The sequence below is a fragment of the Vreelandella sp. H-I2 genome, from assembly GCF_052959335.1.
Genome location: NZ_JBRAMC010000013.1, coordinates 1 through 15,003, shown reverse-complemented (window position 1 = coordinate 15,003; position 15,003 = coordinate 1). Strand labels below are relative to the sequence as shown.

The following is a 15,003-nucleotide window of genomic DNA, read 5'->3' as shown; positions in this document are numbered from 1 at the left end:
GGTTAAAGGCACTCAGCCAGCTTGTGCTGCTTTGCTTCCTCCACCGTGAGCCTTACGCTGCATCATGAATAGCACGATACCAATCGCAAGGCCTGCAATGTCGGTATAGATGCCGCCGTAGATTAAAAACAGCGCGCCTACCAGCATAACGACACGCTGCACTAGGTTAACGGGGCCAAAGAACCATTTCTGCACCATACCTGAGAGCAGCACAATGCCCAGCGTCGCAGTTAACCCAACGCGTAGGATCTGCATCGGTGAGCCTTCCATTAGCATGGCCGGGCTGTAGAAGAACATGAACGGCACGATGAACGCGGCCAGGCCAATCTTGAACGAAGCCACCGATGTGCCCATGGGATTATCGCCAGAAATGCCGGCGGCTGCATAAGAGGCCAAGGCAACCGGCGGGGTAATCGCCGACACGACCGCAAAGTAGAACACAAAGAAGTGGGCGATCAGGGGCTCAATACCGATATTGATCAAGCCAGGAGCAACCACCGACGCGGCTACCGCATAGGCAGCGGTGGTGGGCATCCCCATCCCCAGCAAAATGCTAATCAGCATGGCAAACACAAGGGCCAGTAATTGGCTGACACCGGCGAGGCCCAGTAGCAGTGACGAGAAGCGTGCGCCAACGCCTGTCAGCGAGATAACCCCGACGATCAAACCCGCGCATGCGCACACGGCGATAATCTGAATCGACATGGTGCCTGCGATTTGCAGGGCTTTGAGAATCGCGCGAAGGCCCATTTTATTCGGTGAAATCCAGCTAACCACGGCGGCTGAGGCCGTTGCCAGGGTGCCGGCGCGAATGACTGAGTAGCCCATAAACAGCGCGACAATCAGAATAATAATCGGCGCGAACAAGTAGACTTGTTTTACCAGCCTTGAAAAAAGCGGAATTTCATCTTTGCGCATGCCGCGCATGCCTTTACGGGCGGCTTCAAAGTCGACCATAAAGTAGATAGAGGCAAAGTAGAGAATCGCCGGGATAACCGCTGCAATGGCGATTTCGGTATAAGGGATACCGGTCACTTCGGCCATGATGAACGCACCTGCGCCCATGATCGGTGGCATGATCTGCCCGCCGGTTGAGGCGGCGGCTTCGATGGCACCTGCGCTACGCGCGGGGTAACCCACCTTTTTCATCAAGGGAATGGTCAATGAGCCAGTGGAAACGACGTTGCCCGCCGATGTGCCGTTGATCATACCCATTAAGCCAGAAGCAAAAATAGCCACCTTGGCGGGGCCACCACGGGCACGGCCTGCTGCAGCAAAGGCAAAGTTAACGAAGTAATCGCCTACTTTTGATGCCTGCAGGAAAGCCGCAAAAATAATGAACAGAATAATATAGGTCGATGACACGGCCGTCGTTGGCCCGAGGATACCTGCATCGGTATACACCTGACTGAAGAAGCGTTGCAGTGACAGACCTGGGTAGCCTAAGAAGCCTGGCAAGTAAGGGCCAGCAAATACGTAGGTGAGGAAGACCGCGGAGATTACCACCAGGGCTAGTCCTGCCACGCGGCGGGTCAGTTCCAAAATCAGCAGAGAGCCTGCAATAGCCGCCCATGAAATACCTGACGGAGCGAAAGATGTGCCCGTCGACATACGAATATTGGTGTTATAGGCCACCAGCAAATAACCGGCACTGGCCAGCGCACATACCATGAGCACTAAATCGGCAGGGTTGAAGCGATGCCGCGCCTGACGATAAAACCAAGAAAGTACGATCGCACCTGCTGTAGTCGCCATTAATGGATAGCCGTAATGCCAGTTCTCGATATTTGGGTCGATGCGCATCGCGCCGCCGCTGAGCGTCTGGTACATCACAAACACCTGCGCCAGGGTATAGGCAGCGGGAATCAGTAGCGCGTAGCTAGCCCATTTAATCCAAGCTCCCGAGGCTTGGTGATCATCATCAGCAAAACGGGCGCCGGAAAATAGCCCATAACCGAGCACCAACGCCCCGGCAATATGCACGATACGAAACGACCAGGTTTCCATCGGATACACGTTCAACGAAATCAGGTGAAAGCTAGAGTAAACAATGGCTAATGCCGCAAATAGTAGGAACTGCCAACCAGTAAATAGTCGGCGATTTGATTCAACAACGTCGTCATCGACACCATCGGCAATAGACTCGGGTATCGCTGAGGTCGCGTGGGCATCATCCTTGAGACCATTGGGTTCTTGGTCGGTTTTGTGACTCATTAGAGTTCACCCTCACAGCAAAAAGCAGACAAAGGGGGGAGTAGCAGCGAAAGCTGCCCCGCCCGGCAGAACCGGAAGCGGGGCAGTTAAGGCAATAAAAGTTGCTTAGTTAATCATGTCATCAGCAATGTCATAGCCGTTCTCTTCGTACCAGCGTGCAGCACCAGGGTGAAACGGCAGAACGGTGTTGTGCTTGATGTTTTCCGGGATTGTGGTGGCCGCACTGCGATGAACGGACTGCATCCGGTCATTATTTTCCATGGTGGCTTTGGTTACTTCGTAAACAAAGTCTTCCGGTAGATCACAGCCTGCAATCGCAAAGTTCCACATGGAAACGGCGCGCGCGTCTTCTTCTAACGTTTCATAAGTGCTGGCCGGAATCATGAACTCAGCAACGGGGAAGTTTTCCAGCACGGTTTCCATTTCTTCTTCTGTGAACTCAATGATGTTCACATCCGTCTGCACTTCCAACTGGCTAACCGCAGGGATCGGGATGCCGGCAGCGAAGGCGACAACGTCGAGCAGGCCATCCTGCAATTGACCACCGAGGTCTGACCAGCCGCCATTGCGACGCTCAAAGTCCACGCCTAAGGTTTCTAAAATGGCTGGGAAGTAGGTGTCAGACGTTGAGGCAGCTGGGCCAAAACCGATACGTGCGCCATCAGGAATGTCGGAAATGGACTCAATGCCGCTGTCAGAAAGTGCGGTAATGGAGAACGGCGTTTCGTACATGGGGAACATAGCGCATACATTATCCATCTGCATGCCAGGAGCTAACGGGCTTTCGCCTTTAACGGCATCAGAAGCGGGGCCCATGGTGGTTAAGCCAAATGCCATGTCGCCTGTGTGTACCAATGCCAAGTTTTGAGTGGGGCCGCCGGTAACTTCACCGCCGCCGGATACACCCAGCTCATCAGCAATGAAATTCGCCCAGCCTGAGCCGTAAACGAAGTAAGTGCCGCCCTGGCTTGCGGTACCAACGGTAAAGTTATCGGGCCAATCGGAACGGTCTTCTTGAGCCTGGGCACTGCTAGCCGCCGCCACTAGCAGGGCGCTGCTGGCGAGAAGAGTAAAGGTTTTAGGTATTTGTTTGCGCATGGCGAAAGTTCCTAGCTGTTATTGGGGTTATAGTCTGATGGTTCCGATCAATACCGCTAGTCGAACGGATTAATCAGACAATGCAGGAGTTATAACAGCGATAGTTGTGCCATTTAGATTTTATGTTTTTAAAAACAATGCCTTATTGATTTTATGTTCGACTTTAGTGGAGCGTGATTTTCGCCATTATGTCCGGTTGTTCGCACGACTGTGGGTTTTGGGTGTGTGGATAACCGCACACATATTGAGCTGTTTGGAAATGATCGGTTTCAGGCCCGCGCCGATTATGCAGGCCTACCTTTGATAGGGAGGGATTAGCGAGAAGGTTTGCCTGGGTCCAGAATGCGCACAGGTTGTACATCCTGCTGCTTCTGGTCATCGCGCACCTGATTAACGCGAGTGGTCATTTCTGTGAGCGCGTCTTCTTCAATGGGCAGTTGCTCAAAAAAATCGCAACTGACACATTCTCGGTAGCGAATACCGTTTTGTTCCCAGGCGCGGATTCGATCCATTTCTGCACAGCGGGGGCAGGTAACGCCCGCAATAAAACGTTTAACCGTTGACATAACAAGCTCCTAGCGCGCGGCGGCTTGGCGCCGCGCATGGGAAAAGCGTATCAAAAAAGCATCAAGCGGCACGGATGCCGCAGTGGCGTAGTAATGGCTCAACGCTAGGCTCACGGCCACGAAAGGCGATAAACAGCTCAGCCGCATCACGTGCGCCGCCCTGTTCGAGGATTTCGCGGCGGAAGCGTTGCCCCGTTTCCGGATCGAAGATGCCGGTTTCTTCAAAAGCGCTCCAGGCATCTGCCGAAAGAACTTCCGCCCACTTGTAGCTGTAGTAACCAGCAGCATAGCCACCAGCAAACACATGACCAAAGCTATTCTGGAATCTGTTGAAAGATACTTTAGGCAGTACGGATACCGCCTCACGTACCTCATCGAGTAATGCTTGCACGTCGCTGGCGCTGGGGGCGCTGAGCTCATGGTGCAAACGCAGATCAAACAGCGAAAACTCGACTTGGCGCATCATACCCATGGCGGACTGAAAATTCTTAGCCGCTTGCAGGCGCTCTAGTAGCTCTGCGGGCAGCGGTTCACCGCTATCCACGTGTTTGGCGAGCAGGTCTAGCCCTTCGCGCTCCCAGCAATAGTTTTCCATAAACTGGCTGGGCAACTCGACAGCATCCCAGGCAACGCCATTAATGCCGGAGATATCGGCAATATGCTGCTTGGTCAGCATATGGTGAAGGCCGTGACCAAACTCGTGGAACAGGGTAGTCACCTCATCATGGGTGAGCAGCGCAGGGCGGCCACCTACCGGGGCAGTGAAATTGCACGTCAGAAAAGCGACCGGCAATTGAAGGCCTTGTTCCGTTTGGCGGCGTACCCGGCAATCAGCCATCCAAGCACCACCGCGCTTGCCTTCACGGGCGTAGAGATCCAGGTAAAAACCGGCAATCGGCTGGCCATTTTCAGTGATACGGAAATAGCGGACGTCAGGGTGATAGCGGGGCGCTTCGGTATCTTCTTCGAAACGCACACCGTAAAGGCGTTCAACTACCTGGAACAGGCCGTCGACCACACGTGGGGCCGGAAAATAGGGGCGAAGCTGCTCTTGCGAGATCGCATGGCGCGCTTCGCGCAGCTTTTCACTGGCATAGGCAACATCCCAGGGCTCTAACGTTTCCAGGCCAAGTTCGTTTTGGGCGTAGTCACTTAGCTCGGCAAATTCCTCTTTAGCCTGGGGCAGTGCCCGGCGGGCTAAGTCGTTGAGAAAGTCGAGCACCTGCTCGGGGGATTCCGCCATTTTGGTGGTCAGCGAATAATCAGCATAGGTCGCAAAACCGAGTAACTGGGCAATTTCGCTGCGTAGCGCCAATATCTCTTCCATGATGGCGGCGTTATCGAATTTGCCTGCGTCTGGCCCTTGATCTGATGCGCGGGTAACAAAGGCGGTATATACCTCGCGGCGTAGTTCCCGGTTGTCGGCATAGCTAACCACCGGGAAAAAGCTGGGGAAATCCAAGGTAATACGGTAGCCCGCTGCGCCCTTGGCTTCAGCGGTGGCTTTTAATGTGTCGAGGGCGCTTTTCGGCACGCCTGCTAACGCCTCTGGGCTATCGATATCTTTGTGCCATGCTTGAGTAGCATCCAGCACATTATTAGAGAACTGGTTAGACAGCAGTGAAAGGCGTGACTGAATCTCGCCGTAACGGGCTTTCTTATCAGCGGGAAGATCCACACCGGCTAGTCGAAAATCGCGTAGGGCATTTTCTACGGTTCGTCGTTGGGCAGCATCTAAGTCTTCCCAAGCCGGGCCTTCTTTCAGCGCCTGCCAGCCATGAAACAGCCCTTCGTGCTGGCCTACCCAAGTGCCAAAGGCGGATAGCTTCTCAAGACATGCCTGGTACGCCTCGCGCAGCTCAGGCGAGTTCATGGTGCCGTTAAGGTGTGACACCGGTGACCAGGCTTTCGTCAGCCGGTCATTAACAGCTTCAAGCGGCACCGCAAAATTGTCCCAGTTTGGTGGGGTGACGGCTGCCTGTGCGGCGAGGCGATCAATGGCTTCACGACTTTCGCTCAGCAGCGTTTCCACGGCGGGCTCCACGTGCTCGGCGCGAATCTCAGCAAAGGGGGGCAGCTCGTGCGTTTCAAGCAGCGGATTGGAGGACATGGGCACCTCGATTGGTATCGTTTTTAAAAACCATAGTGAGCGCAAAACACGCGACAATAATGACACAGTGCGGGCGGTGGGGCCGTGTTTCAATACCCGCTTCAATGCTAGGTTGTCTACTCGGTTTGCACTCAGGGTTTGGCCTGCACGCAAGCGCCTGCTAGTCTTGCCGCCTTTTAATGCCACCAATGGCAGGAGCATGTGATGAGCGAGACGCTGGAGCGCTGGGGGTCGAAACGGGCCTTTATCTTGGCGGTAACAGGTGCTGCGGTGGGGTTAGGCAACATCTGGCGCTTCCCTTATGTGGCTGGGGAGAACGGTGGTGCGGCCTTTTTGCTGATTTACGTGGCGTTTGTACTGCTACTGGGTATTCCGGTGATGATGGCGGAGATATTGATTGGGCGTGCTGGCCGGCGCGGGCCGATGCAGGCGCTGGGGACCTTGGCGGCCGAGGCGGACGCTTCGCCTCACTGGCGCTGGCTGGGGCTTTTCGGGGCGTTCACCGTGTTCTGTATCTTGTCGTTCTATTCGGTGGTGTCCGGCTGGTCGATTGAGTTTCTAGTGGCTTCTGTCAACGGCAACTTCAATGGCGCGAGCGCCGCTGAGATCGGCGCTGGCTTTGAAGCGTTTTTAGCCAACCCAGGGCTGCTGATCTTTAATCACTCGCTGTTTCTCTTTATGACCATGACCGTTGTAGCGGCGGGCGTTGCCAAGGGTCTGGAGCGGTTGAACAACCTGCTGATGCCACTGTTATACCTGCTATTGCTGCTACTGGCGGGCTATGCCGCGACCACCGATGGCTTTGGTACGGCGCTGGCGTGGCTGTTTCTGCCCTCTTTCGAGGCATTGACGCCCTCCGTGGTGGTACATGCGATGGGCCATGCATTCTTTACGTTGGCGGTTGGGGCCTGTGCATTGATGGCGTATGGCGCTTATATGCCGGAAGAGCAGAGCCTGCCCAAAGCGGCGGTAGCGGTTGCGGTGCTCGATATCAGTGTGGCGCTATTGGCTGGGATCGCTATTTTCTCGGTGGTATTTGCCCAGGGGATGGACCCTGCCGACGGCCCAGGCTTGATGTTTGTTACCTTGCCCATCGCCTTTTCTGAGCTGCCGGGGGGCTCGGTATGGCTAAGCGTGTTCTTTTTACTGCTGTTACTGGCTACCTGGACATCGGCCATTAACCTCGCAGAGCCGATGGTCGCCACGCTGCAGGGCTTGGGGCTGCGCCGTAGTGTATCGACAGCGATTGTGGCTATTAGCGTCTGGCTGATTGGGCTGTTATCGGCCTTCTCTTTTTCAACCCTGGCGGAGTTTCGGCCTCTATTTGGACGCAATGTCTTCGAGCTTGTCAGCAGTATACCGCCGGATGTTTTCCTGCCTTTGGGCGGCCTATTGATAGCTATTTTTGCGGCTTGGGTAATGCCTCGCGATAGAGTGGTGAGCGCGTTAGGCATTGGTGAAAGCGGCTACTTGGTGTGGCGTAATATCACCCGCTGGGTGTCGATTCCGCTTACCTTTATTGTTCTACTGGCCGGGTTGCTATAATGCGTGAATTAAATTTCTTAGCTGCCGATTAGAACTGTCCATCAGAACCCTAGGAGCGATTATGAGCAGTGCGTTAAGGCGCTATCAAGGTATGGAGCCCCAACTGGGCGAGCGCGTTTATATTGATCCGGCCTGTGTGGTTATCGGCGATGTGGTGCTTGGTGATGACTGCTCCGTGTGGCCAACGGCCGTTATCCGTGGCGATATGCACCGTATCCGCATCGGTGCCCGGACCAGCGTGCAGGATGGCAGTGTGCTACATATTACCCACGCCAGTGATTTTAGCCCCGAGGGTTTTCCGCTCACCATTGGCGAAGACGTGACCATCGGCCATAAAGCGATTTTGCATGGCTGTACGCTGGGAAGTCGAATCCTTGTCGGGATGGGGGCGATTGTAATGGATGGCGCGGTGGTGGATGACGAGGTTATTATTGCCGCAGGCGCAGTGGTGACGCCGGGCAAGCATCTGGAAAGTGGCTACGTTTATGCAGGCAATCCGGCCAAAGCGCTGCGCCCGCTTAAAGATAAAGAGCGCGCTTTCTTTCCTTATACTGCAGGCAACTACGTTAAGTTAAAAGACCGCTTTTTGGCAGAAACACCCCGTTAACGTCCTTTTTCTAAGCAACTGCTCAGCCAAATTTTTCCCCTAATAAGTCATGTCGCGGCCGCCAGAAATCTGTTAATTTATCCAGTTTTCTGGGGTGCCGTGTCATGGCTAATTTTCGCACGCATATTACGGTGGCAGCGGCGGGCGGCATGCTGGTAGCTTACGCAGGCTGGAAAGCGCAATGGTGGCCGCCTTCCCAAGCGGTAATGATGATTGCGCTCGTGACGTTCGGGGGCATTTTACCCGATATTGATGCCGATCGGTCTCACTCAATCCGTTTGATTTTTAACTTACTTTCAGTGCCTGCATTAGTGCTGGGCGCACTGGTGCTCCAACCATGGTTGACGCCGGGTGCGCTATTGATTGCCTGCGGTGGGATCTACTTCTGTGTGCGCTATTTGGCCAGCTTGCTATTTTCGCGTTTTACCGTTCATCGCGGTATTTGGCACTCCCTTCTAGCAGGCGGGCTATGTAGCCTACTCACCGCCGCGTTAAGTTTTAACTTGCTCGACCAGCCCGCGTGGTCGGCGTGGTCTCACGGTGCAGCTACGTTGGTAGGGTTTGTTATCCACTTGAGTTTGGATGAGGTCTATAGTGTTGATCTTGAAGGCGCCCGACTAAAGCGCTCGTTCGGAACGGCGCTCAAGTTAGGCGATAGCCGGCGGCCTATGTCCAATCTGTTGATGCTGATTGTGACGTTAACGTTAATTCCCTGGGCGCCGCCTTGGTCAGTGTTGGGTGAGTTGCTACATCAAGGTTCGCTACTGTGGCGATAGTCGTCGGCATTGAGCCCGTGCTTTTTAAGCTTGTCGTAAAAGGTTTTGCGCGGAATGCCTAGGTGACGACAAACGTCGGTTACCCGGCCGTGGTAACGCGCTAGCGATTGGCTAATTAGGCTCTTTTCGAACAGCTCAACTTGGCGCGGCAGCGTGGGTTCTTCGGTGTCAGCGTTGGCCCCTTCCAGCAGTGCATCCAGGCGATAGTCAAAGGCAGCGCCGAGTAGTACGTAGCGCTCGGCTAGGTTACGTAGCTCACGTACGTTACCGGGCCAATCATGGGCTAGCAGGGCGGCAATCGCAGGACTATCGAGAGTAGGAGCTTCCAGCCCGCTGCGGTTGGCAGCGACGACGGCAAAGTGTTGAAACAGTAAAGGGATATCCTCGCGCCGCTCGCGCAGGGCGGGCAGCGGCAGGGTGACCACGTTCAGGCGGTAGTAAAGGTCCTCGCGGAAATTTCCCTCTTCGGAGGCTGCCTTGAGATCCACCTTGGTGGCCGCAATCACGCGAATATCGAGCGGAACGGTTTCATTGGCGCCAAGCCGTTCCACACTGCGCTCTTGTAGTACCCGCAGCAGTTTGACTTGTAACGCCATGGGCATTGATTCAATTTCATCCAAAAACACCGTGCCGCCGTTAGCGTGTTCAAACTTCCCAATGCGCCGCTCTACGGCACCGGTGAAGGCACCTTTTTCGTGGCCAAATAGCTCGGACTCAATGGTGTTCTCAGGTACAGCGCCGCAGTTGATCGCCATAAATGGGCTGTTGCGCCGAACGCTACGCTCGTGGATAGCGCGGGCTACCAAATCTTTGCCGGTACCTGTCTCGCCAAACAGCAGTACGTCGGCTTCTACTTGGCTGATGCGCTGGATCATGGCGGCTAGTCGAGAAATGATGGGTGTGCGGCCAACCAATCTGGGACCTAACGCGGCTTGTTGTACTTCTAGTTCGGCTTTAAGGCGGTGGTTTTCCAAGCTGAGCTGACGCTTTTCAATACCACGGCGCACCACATCCAGTAGCTGATCACCGGCAAAGGGCTTCTCAAGAAAGTCCCAGGCGCCGGCCCGCATCGCTTCTACCGCGGTAGAAATATCGCCATGTCCGGTGATTAAAATAATCGGCAAGGTAGCGTCGCGGTTGTGTAACTCATGCAGTAACGACATGCCATCCATCCCCGGCATGCGAATATCACTAACGATCACCCCTGGGAAGTTGGGAGTTAATGCCGCCAGGGCTTGTTCCGCCGATTCAAAGCAGTAGGGCGTATAACCGGCAAGTTCGAGCGTTTGGCTGGCGGTGATCCGCAGATGCGGTTCGTCGTCGATCACCATGACCGGCAGCGTCGACGGCTCATGCATAGTGGGAGTGCTCCTGGGCTTGAGTAAATGTTGAGTGAGGTAGCGTAATGGTGAAGCAGGCTCCCCCACCGGCTTGATTGGCAGCCTGCAGCTTTCCGCCTAAGTCGTCCATGATACGTGAAGAAATGGAGAGTCCCAGGCCTAAGCCACTCCCCGGCGCTTTGGTGGTAAAGAAAGGTTCAAAAATATGCCCCAAGTGCTCTTCAGGAATACCGGGACCATTATCTGTAACGCTAATAATGACCTGGTGTTGGTGTGTATGGGCGCCGAGTGTTAGTTGTGGTGCTGGCACCGCTTTCATAGCCTGTAGTGCATTGCCGATTAAATTAACCAAGACCTGTTCCAGGCGGACCAAGTCGCCTTTTACCCATAACGTTTCATCGGGCCAATTCTGAATAATAGTAATATTGCCTTCGCGTATGCGGCTCTGAAACAGACGTAAGGCGTAATCGATACAGGCTTGTACTGAAATAGTCTCCTGACGCTCGCTGCTTTTACGCGAGAACTGACGCAGCTGGGCGCTGATATCTGCCATGCGCTCTGTTAGCTCAACAATTTGTTCAAGGTTAGCATCTGCTTTTTCGTGGCGTGCTAATGCCATAAAGCGGCGAGCGTTCTCCGCGTAAGCGCGAATAGCCGCTAACGGCTGATTGAGTTCATGATTGATACCCGCGGCGAGTTGTCCTAGTACGGCAAGCTTTGCTGCTTGAATAAGCTCGTCTTGGGTTTGCCGTAGATTGGCTTCGGCTCGGCGGCGCTCTTCAATTTCATCAGAAAGGCGCTGGTTGCTGGCCACCAAATCTCGGGTGCGGCGTTCTACGCTAACCTCTAATTCATCGCGGACGCGGGCCAAGGTGTTACGCTCGCGATCGGCAAATGCCTCTCGCTCCCGGCGCAGTCTTAGACGCTGCCAGCCAATGCCCGCAACGAGAGCGACCATGCCGTAGAGACCGCCCGCCATGAGGGCGGCGATCCACTGAGCGCTAATCACCGGTGTTAGCGGCTTTAAGATATGCATTTGCCAGCCAAACTCAGGAATATGTCGGGTCAAGCTAAGATAGTCGCTGTTGCTCAGTGGACCCTGGGGGAAACTGACCAACTGGCTTCCCTGTCGGTAAGGCGCATTGACTTCAATACCCGAGGGGGACAACGGCTCCATGGCATAGCGGCGGGTTTCTCTTAGGACTTGGCGCTGCTCATCGGTGAGTGGGTAGAGTGCATTCATGCGTAGCTCGGGGTGGCTGGCCATGAAAATGATGTCGTCACTATCAGTGACAAAGAGTTCGGCATCCTGCTCTGCCCAGCTCTCTTCAACGTCATCTAACAGCACTTTAACCACTAGCACGCCGTCTGGCTGCGCATCGGGCGAGGTGTCGTCTAGCCATACGGGCGATGAAAAGTAGTAGCCCCGTTCAAGGGATTTGATGCCCAAACCAAAAAAACGCCCCTGGCCTCCGGCAATAGCGTCAGTGTAGTAAGAGCGGAAAGCATAGTTCTGGCCAATAAAGGTGTTAGGGCGGTGCCAATTGCTGGCGGCGATCGTGTCGCCATCGCGATTGAGTAAATAAACGTCTGAAACCCCCGCTGTAAAGCGGAAACGATCCAGTAACATATTGAGCGGCATCGGGTCTTGGCTATCGGGAGAGGCCAAAAAGCGCTGCACGCCTTCCCGAGTGGCAAGCATTTGCGGAAGGTAGTCGTAGCGCAGTAAATAGCCGTTTAAGTTGGCGGCAGACAGCCGCAACTCATTCTCGGCATCGTCCTGTAAGTTGGAAAGTGCTTGTTCCCGCGCCAGCTGGGCGGCCTGCCACATGCACAACAGCAAGCCGAGTGAAATAATCAGCAGCCACAGACGCCGCCAGTGCGGTGGCAAAGGAGGAGGTGCATGGTTACTCATGCCAGCGCTGTTCATGCTGATGTCTTGCTAGTGCCTTGGGCGCGGCGAAGCGCACGTTGGGCGCGCGTCTCAGCTCTGGCCATCTCAAGTAGCCCTTCTTCAACAAACACAAGGTGTTCATGGGCGCGAGCACGGGCGTCCTCAGCGCGACCTTCTAAGATGGCATTGAGCAGGGCACGGTGTTGTTGCATTAACTGGCTGCGCGAGCCTTCCTTGGCAAACAAATGGGCCAAGTTATTGACAATACTTTTCTCTAACAAGTGAAAAATGCCACGAATAGTATGCAGCAGCAGGACATTATGGGCGGCCTCGGCAATGGCGAGGTGGAATGCCGCATCAAGCTTCGCTTCTTGGATAGGGTCGGCACCTGCAAACCCGCCGTCGAGTTCTTCAAAGCGCTGGATCAGAATGGCCTTGTCGGCAGGGGTTGACCGCAGCGCAGCGTAATAGGCAGAGATTCCTTCCATAGCATCGCGGAATTCGAGTAAATCTAGGTTGAACTCATCATGACGGGAAAGCATTTCCAGTAATGGGTCGGTATAGCCATTGCTGAGATCATCATTTACAAAGGTGCCGCCCCCCTGGCGACTGGTCAATAAACCGCGAGCAGCTAATTTTTGTATGGCTTCACGTAAAGAAGGGCGCGAGACGCCAAAGCGTTCGGCTAATTCACGTTCGGGAGGTAGGCGCTGTCCTGGCTTCAGGCTACCTTCCAACATCATGGCTTCTAGGCGCTCAGTGATAACATCTGCCAAACGCTGCTGGCGGAGCGGTGGGTAGCTCATCTTGGTTAGCTCCTTTAATTGGTAAGACCAATATTAAGAGCTTTGGTGCTTTAGCTCAAGGGAGTGAAGGGTGAGGTGTAACACTGCCAGTTTTACGAATAGAGATTTTACTAAAGTATAGCGCTATTAGGCGATATAAAGCCGCATCAACGTTTGACACTCTCATGGCGGCGCAATAATGTTGATCTTATTTTTTGTCAATTGGTAAAACCAATTCTTATTTGGGCGCCAGTATATAGCGCATCCATTGCATAGGGCTCGCCATGATCATTTCTGCATCCACTGACTACCGCAAGGCTGCCAAGCGCCGCATACCGCCCTTCCTGTTTCATTACGCGGATGGCGGCTCTTATACCGAACATACCTTGCGAAGCAACGTTGAGGACCTGGCCGGTATTGCGTTGCGTCAGCGCGTGCTCAAAGACATGTCATCGCTATCGCTTGAAACCAAGTTATTCGGTGAAACCCTTGCCATGCCGATTGCCCTGGCGCCGGTAGGGTTGGCAGGTATGTATGCCAGGCGCGGTGAGGTGCAAGCGGCGCGGGCTGCTGCCAAGAAAGGCATACCCTTCACGCTTTCGACGGTATCGGTATGTCCAATCGATGAAGTTGCCTCGGCCGTTGATCGACCTATCTGGTTTCAGCTCTATGTACTGAAAGACCGGGGCTTCATGAAGCATGCTCTGGAAAAAGCCAAAGCTGCGGGTGTCAAAACGCTGGTTTTCACCGTTGATATGCCGGTACCGGGGGCGCGCTATCGCGATGCTCATTCCGGCATGAGTGGAAAGTACGGGCCGATTCGGCGCATGGCCCAGGCTGCAATGCACCCTTTTTGGGCTTGGGATGTAGGTGTTAATGGTCGCCCCCATGATCTGGGTAACGTGTCTGATTACCGCGGTAAGCCAACAGAACTGGAAGACTATATTGCCTGGCTGGGTGATAACTTCGATCCGGCTATCTCTTGGAAAGACCTGGAGTGGATTCGGGACTTCTGGGATGGCCCGATGATCATCAAGGGGATACTTGACCCTGAAGATGCCCGTGACGCCGTTCGCTTTGGTGCGGACGGTATCGTGGTTTCCAATCATGGCGGACGCCAGCTCGATGGGGTTCTTTCTACGGCACGGGCTATGCCTGCCATTGCCGATGCGGTTAAAGGTGATATCGCTATACTGGCCGACTCTGGTATACGCAGCGGGCTTGATGTCGTACGGATGATCGCTATGGGGGCCGATACTGTATTGCTTGGGCGTGCGTTTATCTATGCACTTGCTACTGCCGGGGAGGCCGGTGTTACTCATTTGCTTGAGCTATTCGAAAAGGAAATGCGGGTGGCAATGACGCTCACCGGAGCACGTAGCATCGCCGATCTCGGAACTGACTCGCTGGTGCCCAATTCGATACCTCACCTCTAATTCGCTTTGTTAGGGTTTTTAATAAAACCAATCTACAAAAGCCCTTGCCAACCCGGCCGTGAATCCGTAAAGTACGCATCCGCTGCCGGGAACGCCAAGCGTTACCAGCGGTGCATAAGGTGTAAAAGCCTTGGTTTGTCAAAGAGTTAGCGATTTCGTGTCAGGGTTGTATCGATAACGAAAATTGCAGATTGACAACCATCAGGAAATGCGTAGAATACGCCTTCCTCGCTGAGGCCAGCCAAGTCAACGGCCAGCCGGGTAGCTTTCACAGTAACCAAGCAGCGAAACAGCTCTTTAACAATTTGATCAGGTAATTCATGTGGGCGCTTGCTGATGTTGGTGACAAATCACCAAATATCAAGGCAGGCGAACACAGCGATACTCTTCATATCGTTGCTTTTAAGTAACGTTGTGATGTTGGTATCACAGTGAATTCGTTTGAACCTTGAGCCAAGTTTGATCCGCTTTTGCTGTCTTCGGCTAGTCCTTAGATGAGCAAGTAAGGATCACAATGATTTTAAACTGAAGAGTTTGATCATGGCTCAGATTGAACGCTGGCGGCAGGCCTAACACATGCAAGTCGAGCGGTAACAGGTCCTTCGGGATGCTGACGAGCGGCGGACGGGTGA

At 54.2% G+C, this 15,003-nt stretch carries 11 protein-coding genes and 1 rRNA gene; 5 read left to right on the top strand and 7 right to left on the bottom strand.

The window, feature by feature from the left end:
• Positions 1 to 12: 12 nt before the first annotated feature.
• The 4 genes from ACUVOF_RS21445 to prlC all read right to left on the bottom strand — a co-directional run bounded on the left by ACUVOF_RS21445 (position 13) and on the right by prlC (position 5,988).
• Positions 13 to 2,214, bottom strand: a complete 2,202-nt coding sequence (locus tag ACUVOF_RS21445; RefSeq protein WP_447046255.1) for a TRAP transporter permease — start codon at positions 2,212 to 2,214, stop codon at positions 13 to 15.
• Positions 2,215 to 2,319: 105 nt separating this feature from the next.
• The gene (locus ACUVOF_RS21440; RefSeq protein ID WP_447046254.1) at positions 2,320 to 3,312 is read right to left on the bottom strand and encodes a TAXI family TRAP transporter solute-binding subunit; all 993 of its coding nucleotides are present in this window, start codon (positions 3,310 to 3,312) and stop codon (positions 2,320 to 2,322) included.
• 314 nt (positions 3,313 to 3,626) lie between these two features.
• Positions 3,627 to 3,878, bottom strand: coding sequence for a YheV family putative zinc ribbon protein (locus ACUVOF_RS21435; protein ID WP_113271241.1), 252 nt, complete (start codon positions 3,876 to 3,878; stop codon positions 3,627 to 3,629).
• 61 nt (positions 3,879 to 3,939) lie between these two features.
• Entirely contained in the window at positions 3,940 to 5,988 is a 2,049-nt protein-coding gene (prlC, locus tag ACUVOF_RS21430) for an oligopeptidase A (RefSeq protein ID WP_447046253.1), read from the bottom strand.
• Positions 5,989 to 6,192: 204 nt separating this feature from the next.
• On the opposite strand from prlC, the gene ACUVOF_RS21425 reads away from it, so the two are divergent.
• From ACUVOF_RS21425 to ACUVOF_RS21415, 3 genes are all read left to right on the top strand, one after another.
• On the top strand, positions 6,193 to 7,533 hold the full coding sequence (locus ACUVOF_RS21425; RefSeq protein ID WP_447046252.1) for a sodium-dependent transporter: 1,341 nt from the start codon (positions 6,193 to 6,195) through the stop codon (positions 7,531 to 7,533).
• Positions 7,534 to 7,594: 61 nt separating this feature from the next.
• On the top strand, positions 7,595 to 8,140 hold the full coding sequence (locus ACUVOF_RS21420) for a gamma carbonic anhydrase family protein (RefSeq protein WP_447046251.1): 546 nt from the start codon (positions 7,595 to 7,597) through the stop codon (positions 8,138 to 8,140).
• Between the two features lie 104 nt (positions 8,141 to 8,244).
• Entirely contained in the window at positions 8,245 to 8,916 is a 672-nt protein-coding gene (locus tag ACUVOF_RS21415; RefSeq protein ID WP_447046250.1) for a metal-dependent hydrolase, read from the top strand.
• Here ACUVOF_RS21415 and ACUVOF_RS21410 read toward each other — a convergent pair.
• From ACUVOF_RS21410 to ACUVOF_RS21400, 3 genes are read right to left on the bottom strand one after another with little or no spacing between them, the layout of a single operon-like run.
• A complete protein-coding gene (locus ACUVOF_RS21410) occupies positions 8,892 to 10,274 on the bottom strand; it encodes a sigma-54-dependent transcriptional regulator (RefSeq protein ID WP_447046249.1) in 1,383 nt (460 codons plus the stop codon). The two genes, ACUVOF_RS21415 and ACUVOF_RS21410, sit on opposite strands and share 25 nt — an antisense overlap.
• Entirely contained in the window at positions 10,267 to 12,186 is a 1,920-nt protein-coding gene (locus ACUVOF_RS21405) for a sensor histidine kinase (RefSeq protein WP_447046248.1), read from the bottom strand. The genes ACUVOF_RS21410 and ACUVOF_RS21405 overlap by 8 nt, the downstream gene beginning before the upstream one ends.
• The gene (locus tag ACUVOF_RS21400; protein ID WP_447046247.1) at positions 12,183 to 12,956 is read right to left on the bottom strand and encodes a GntR family transcriptional regulator; all 774 of its coding nucleotides are present in this window, start codon (positions 12,954 to 12,956) and stop codon (positions 12,183 to 12,185) included. The genes ACUVOF_RS21405 and ACUVOF_RS21400 overlap by 4 nt, the downstream gene beginning before the upstream one ends.
• Before the next feature lie 263 nt (positions 12,957 to 13,219).
• On the opposite strand from ACUVOF_RS21400, the gene lldD reads away from it, so the two are divergent.
• Both lldD and ACUVOF_RS21390 read left to right on the top strand, forming a co-directional pair.
• Positions 13,220 to 14,371, top strand: coding sequence for an FMN-dependent L-lactate dehydrogenase LldD (lldD, locus tag ACUVOF_RS21395; protein ID WP_447046246.1), 1,152 nt, complete (start codon positions 13,220 to 13,222; stop codon positions 14,369 to 14,371).
• Between the two features lie 522 nt (positions 14,372 to 14,893).
• Positions 14,894 to 15,003 (top strand): 16S ribosomal RNA (locus ACUVOF_RS21390); the annotation flags it as partial.

Excerpts from the sequence above, each read along its gene's own strand:
- ACUVOF_RS21425 (WP_447046252.1), top strand. The coding sequence starts at position 6,193 with ATGAGCGAGACGCTGGAGCGCTGGGGGTCGAAACGGGCCTTTATCTTG.
- prlC (WP_447046253.1), bottom strand. The coding sequence starts at position 5,988 with ATGTCCTCCAATCCGCTGCTTGAAACGCACGAGCTGCCCCCCTTTGCT.
- ACUVOF_RS21405 (WP_447046248.1), bottom strand. The coding sequence starts at position 12,186 with ATGAACAGCGCTGGCATGAGTAACCATGCACCTCCTCCTTTGCCACCG.
- lldD (WP_447046246.1), top strand. The coding sequence starts at position 13,220 with ATGATCATTTCTGCATCCACTGACTACCGCAAGGCTGCCAAGCGCCGC.
- ACUVOF_RS21415 (WP_447046250.1), top strand. The coding sequence starts at position 8,245 with ATGGCTAATTTTCGCACGCATATTACGGTGGCAGCGGCGGGCGGCATG.
- ACUVOF_RS21400 (WP_447046247.1), bottom strand. The coding sequence starts at position 12,956 with ATGAGCTACCCACCGCTCCGCCAGCAGCGTTTGGCAGATGTTATCACT.
- ACUVOF_RS21420 (WP_447046251.1), top strand. The coding sequence starts at position 7,595 with ATGAGCAGTGCGTTAAGGCGCTATCAAGGTATGGAGCCCCAACTGGGC.
- ACUVOF_RS21445 (WP_447046255.1), bottom strand. The coding sequence starts at position 2,214 with ATGAGTCACAAAACCGACCAAGAACCCAATGGTCTCAAGGATGATGCC.
- ACUVOF_RS21440 (WP_447046254.1), bottom strand. The coding sequence starts at position 3,312 with ATGCGCAAACAAATACCTAAAACCTTTACTCTTCTCGCCAGCAGCGCC.
- ACUVOF_RS21435 (WP_113271241.1), bottom strand. The coding sequence starts at position 3,878 with ATGTCAACGGTTAAACGTTTTATTGCGGGCGTTACCTGCCCCCGCTGT.
- ACUVOF_RS21410 (WP_447046249.1), bottom strand. The coding sequence starts at position 10,274 with ATGCATGAGCCGTCGACGCTGCCGGTCATGGTGATCGACGACGAACCG.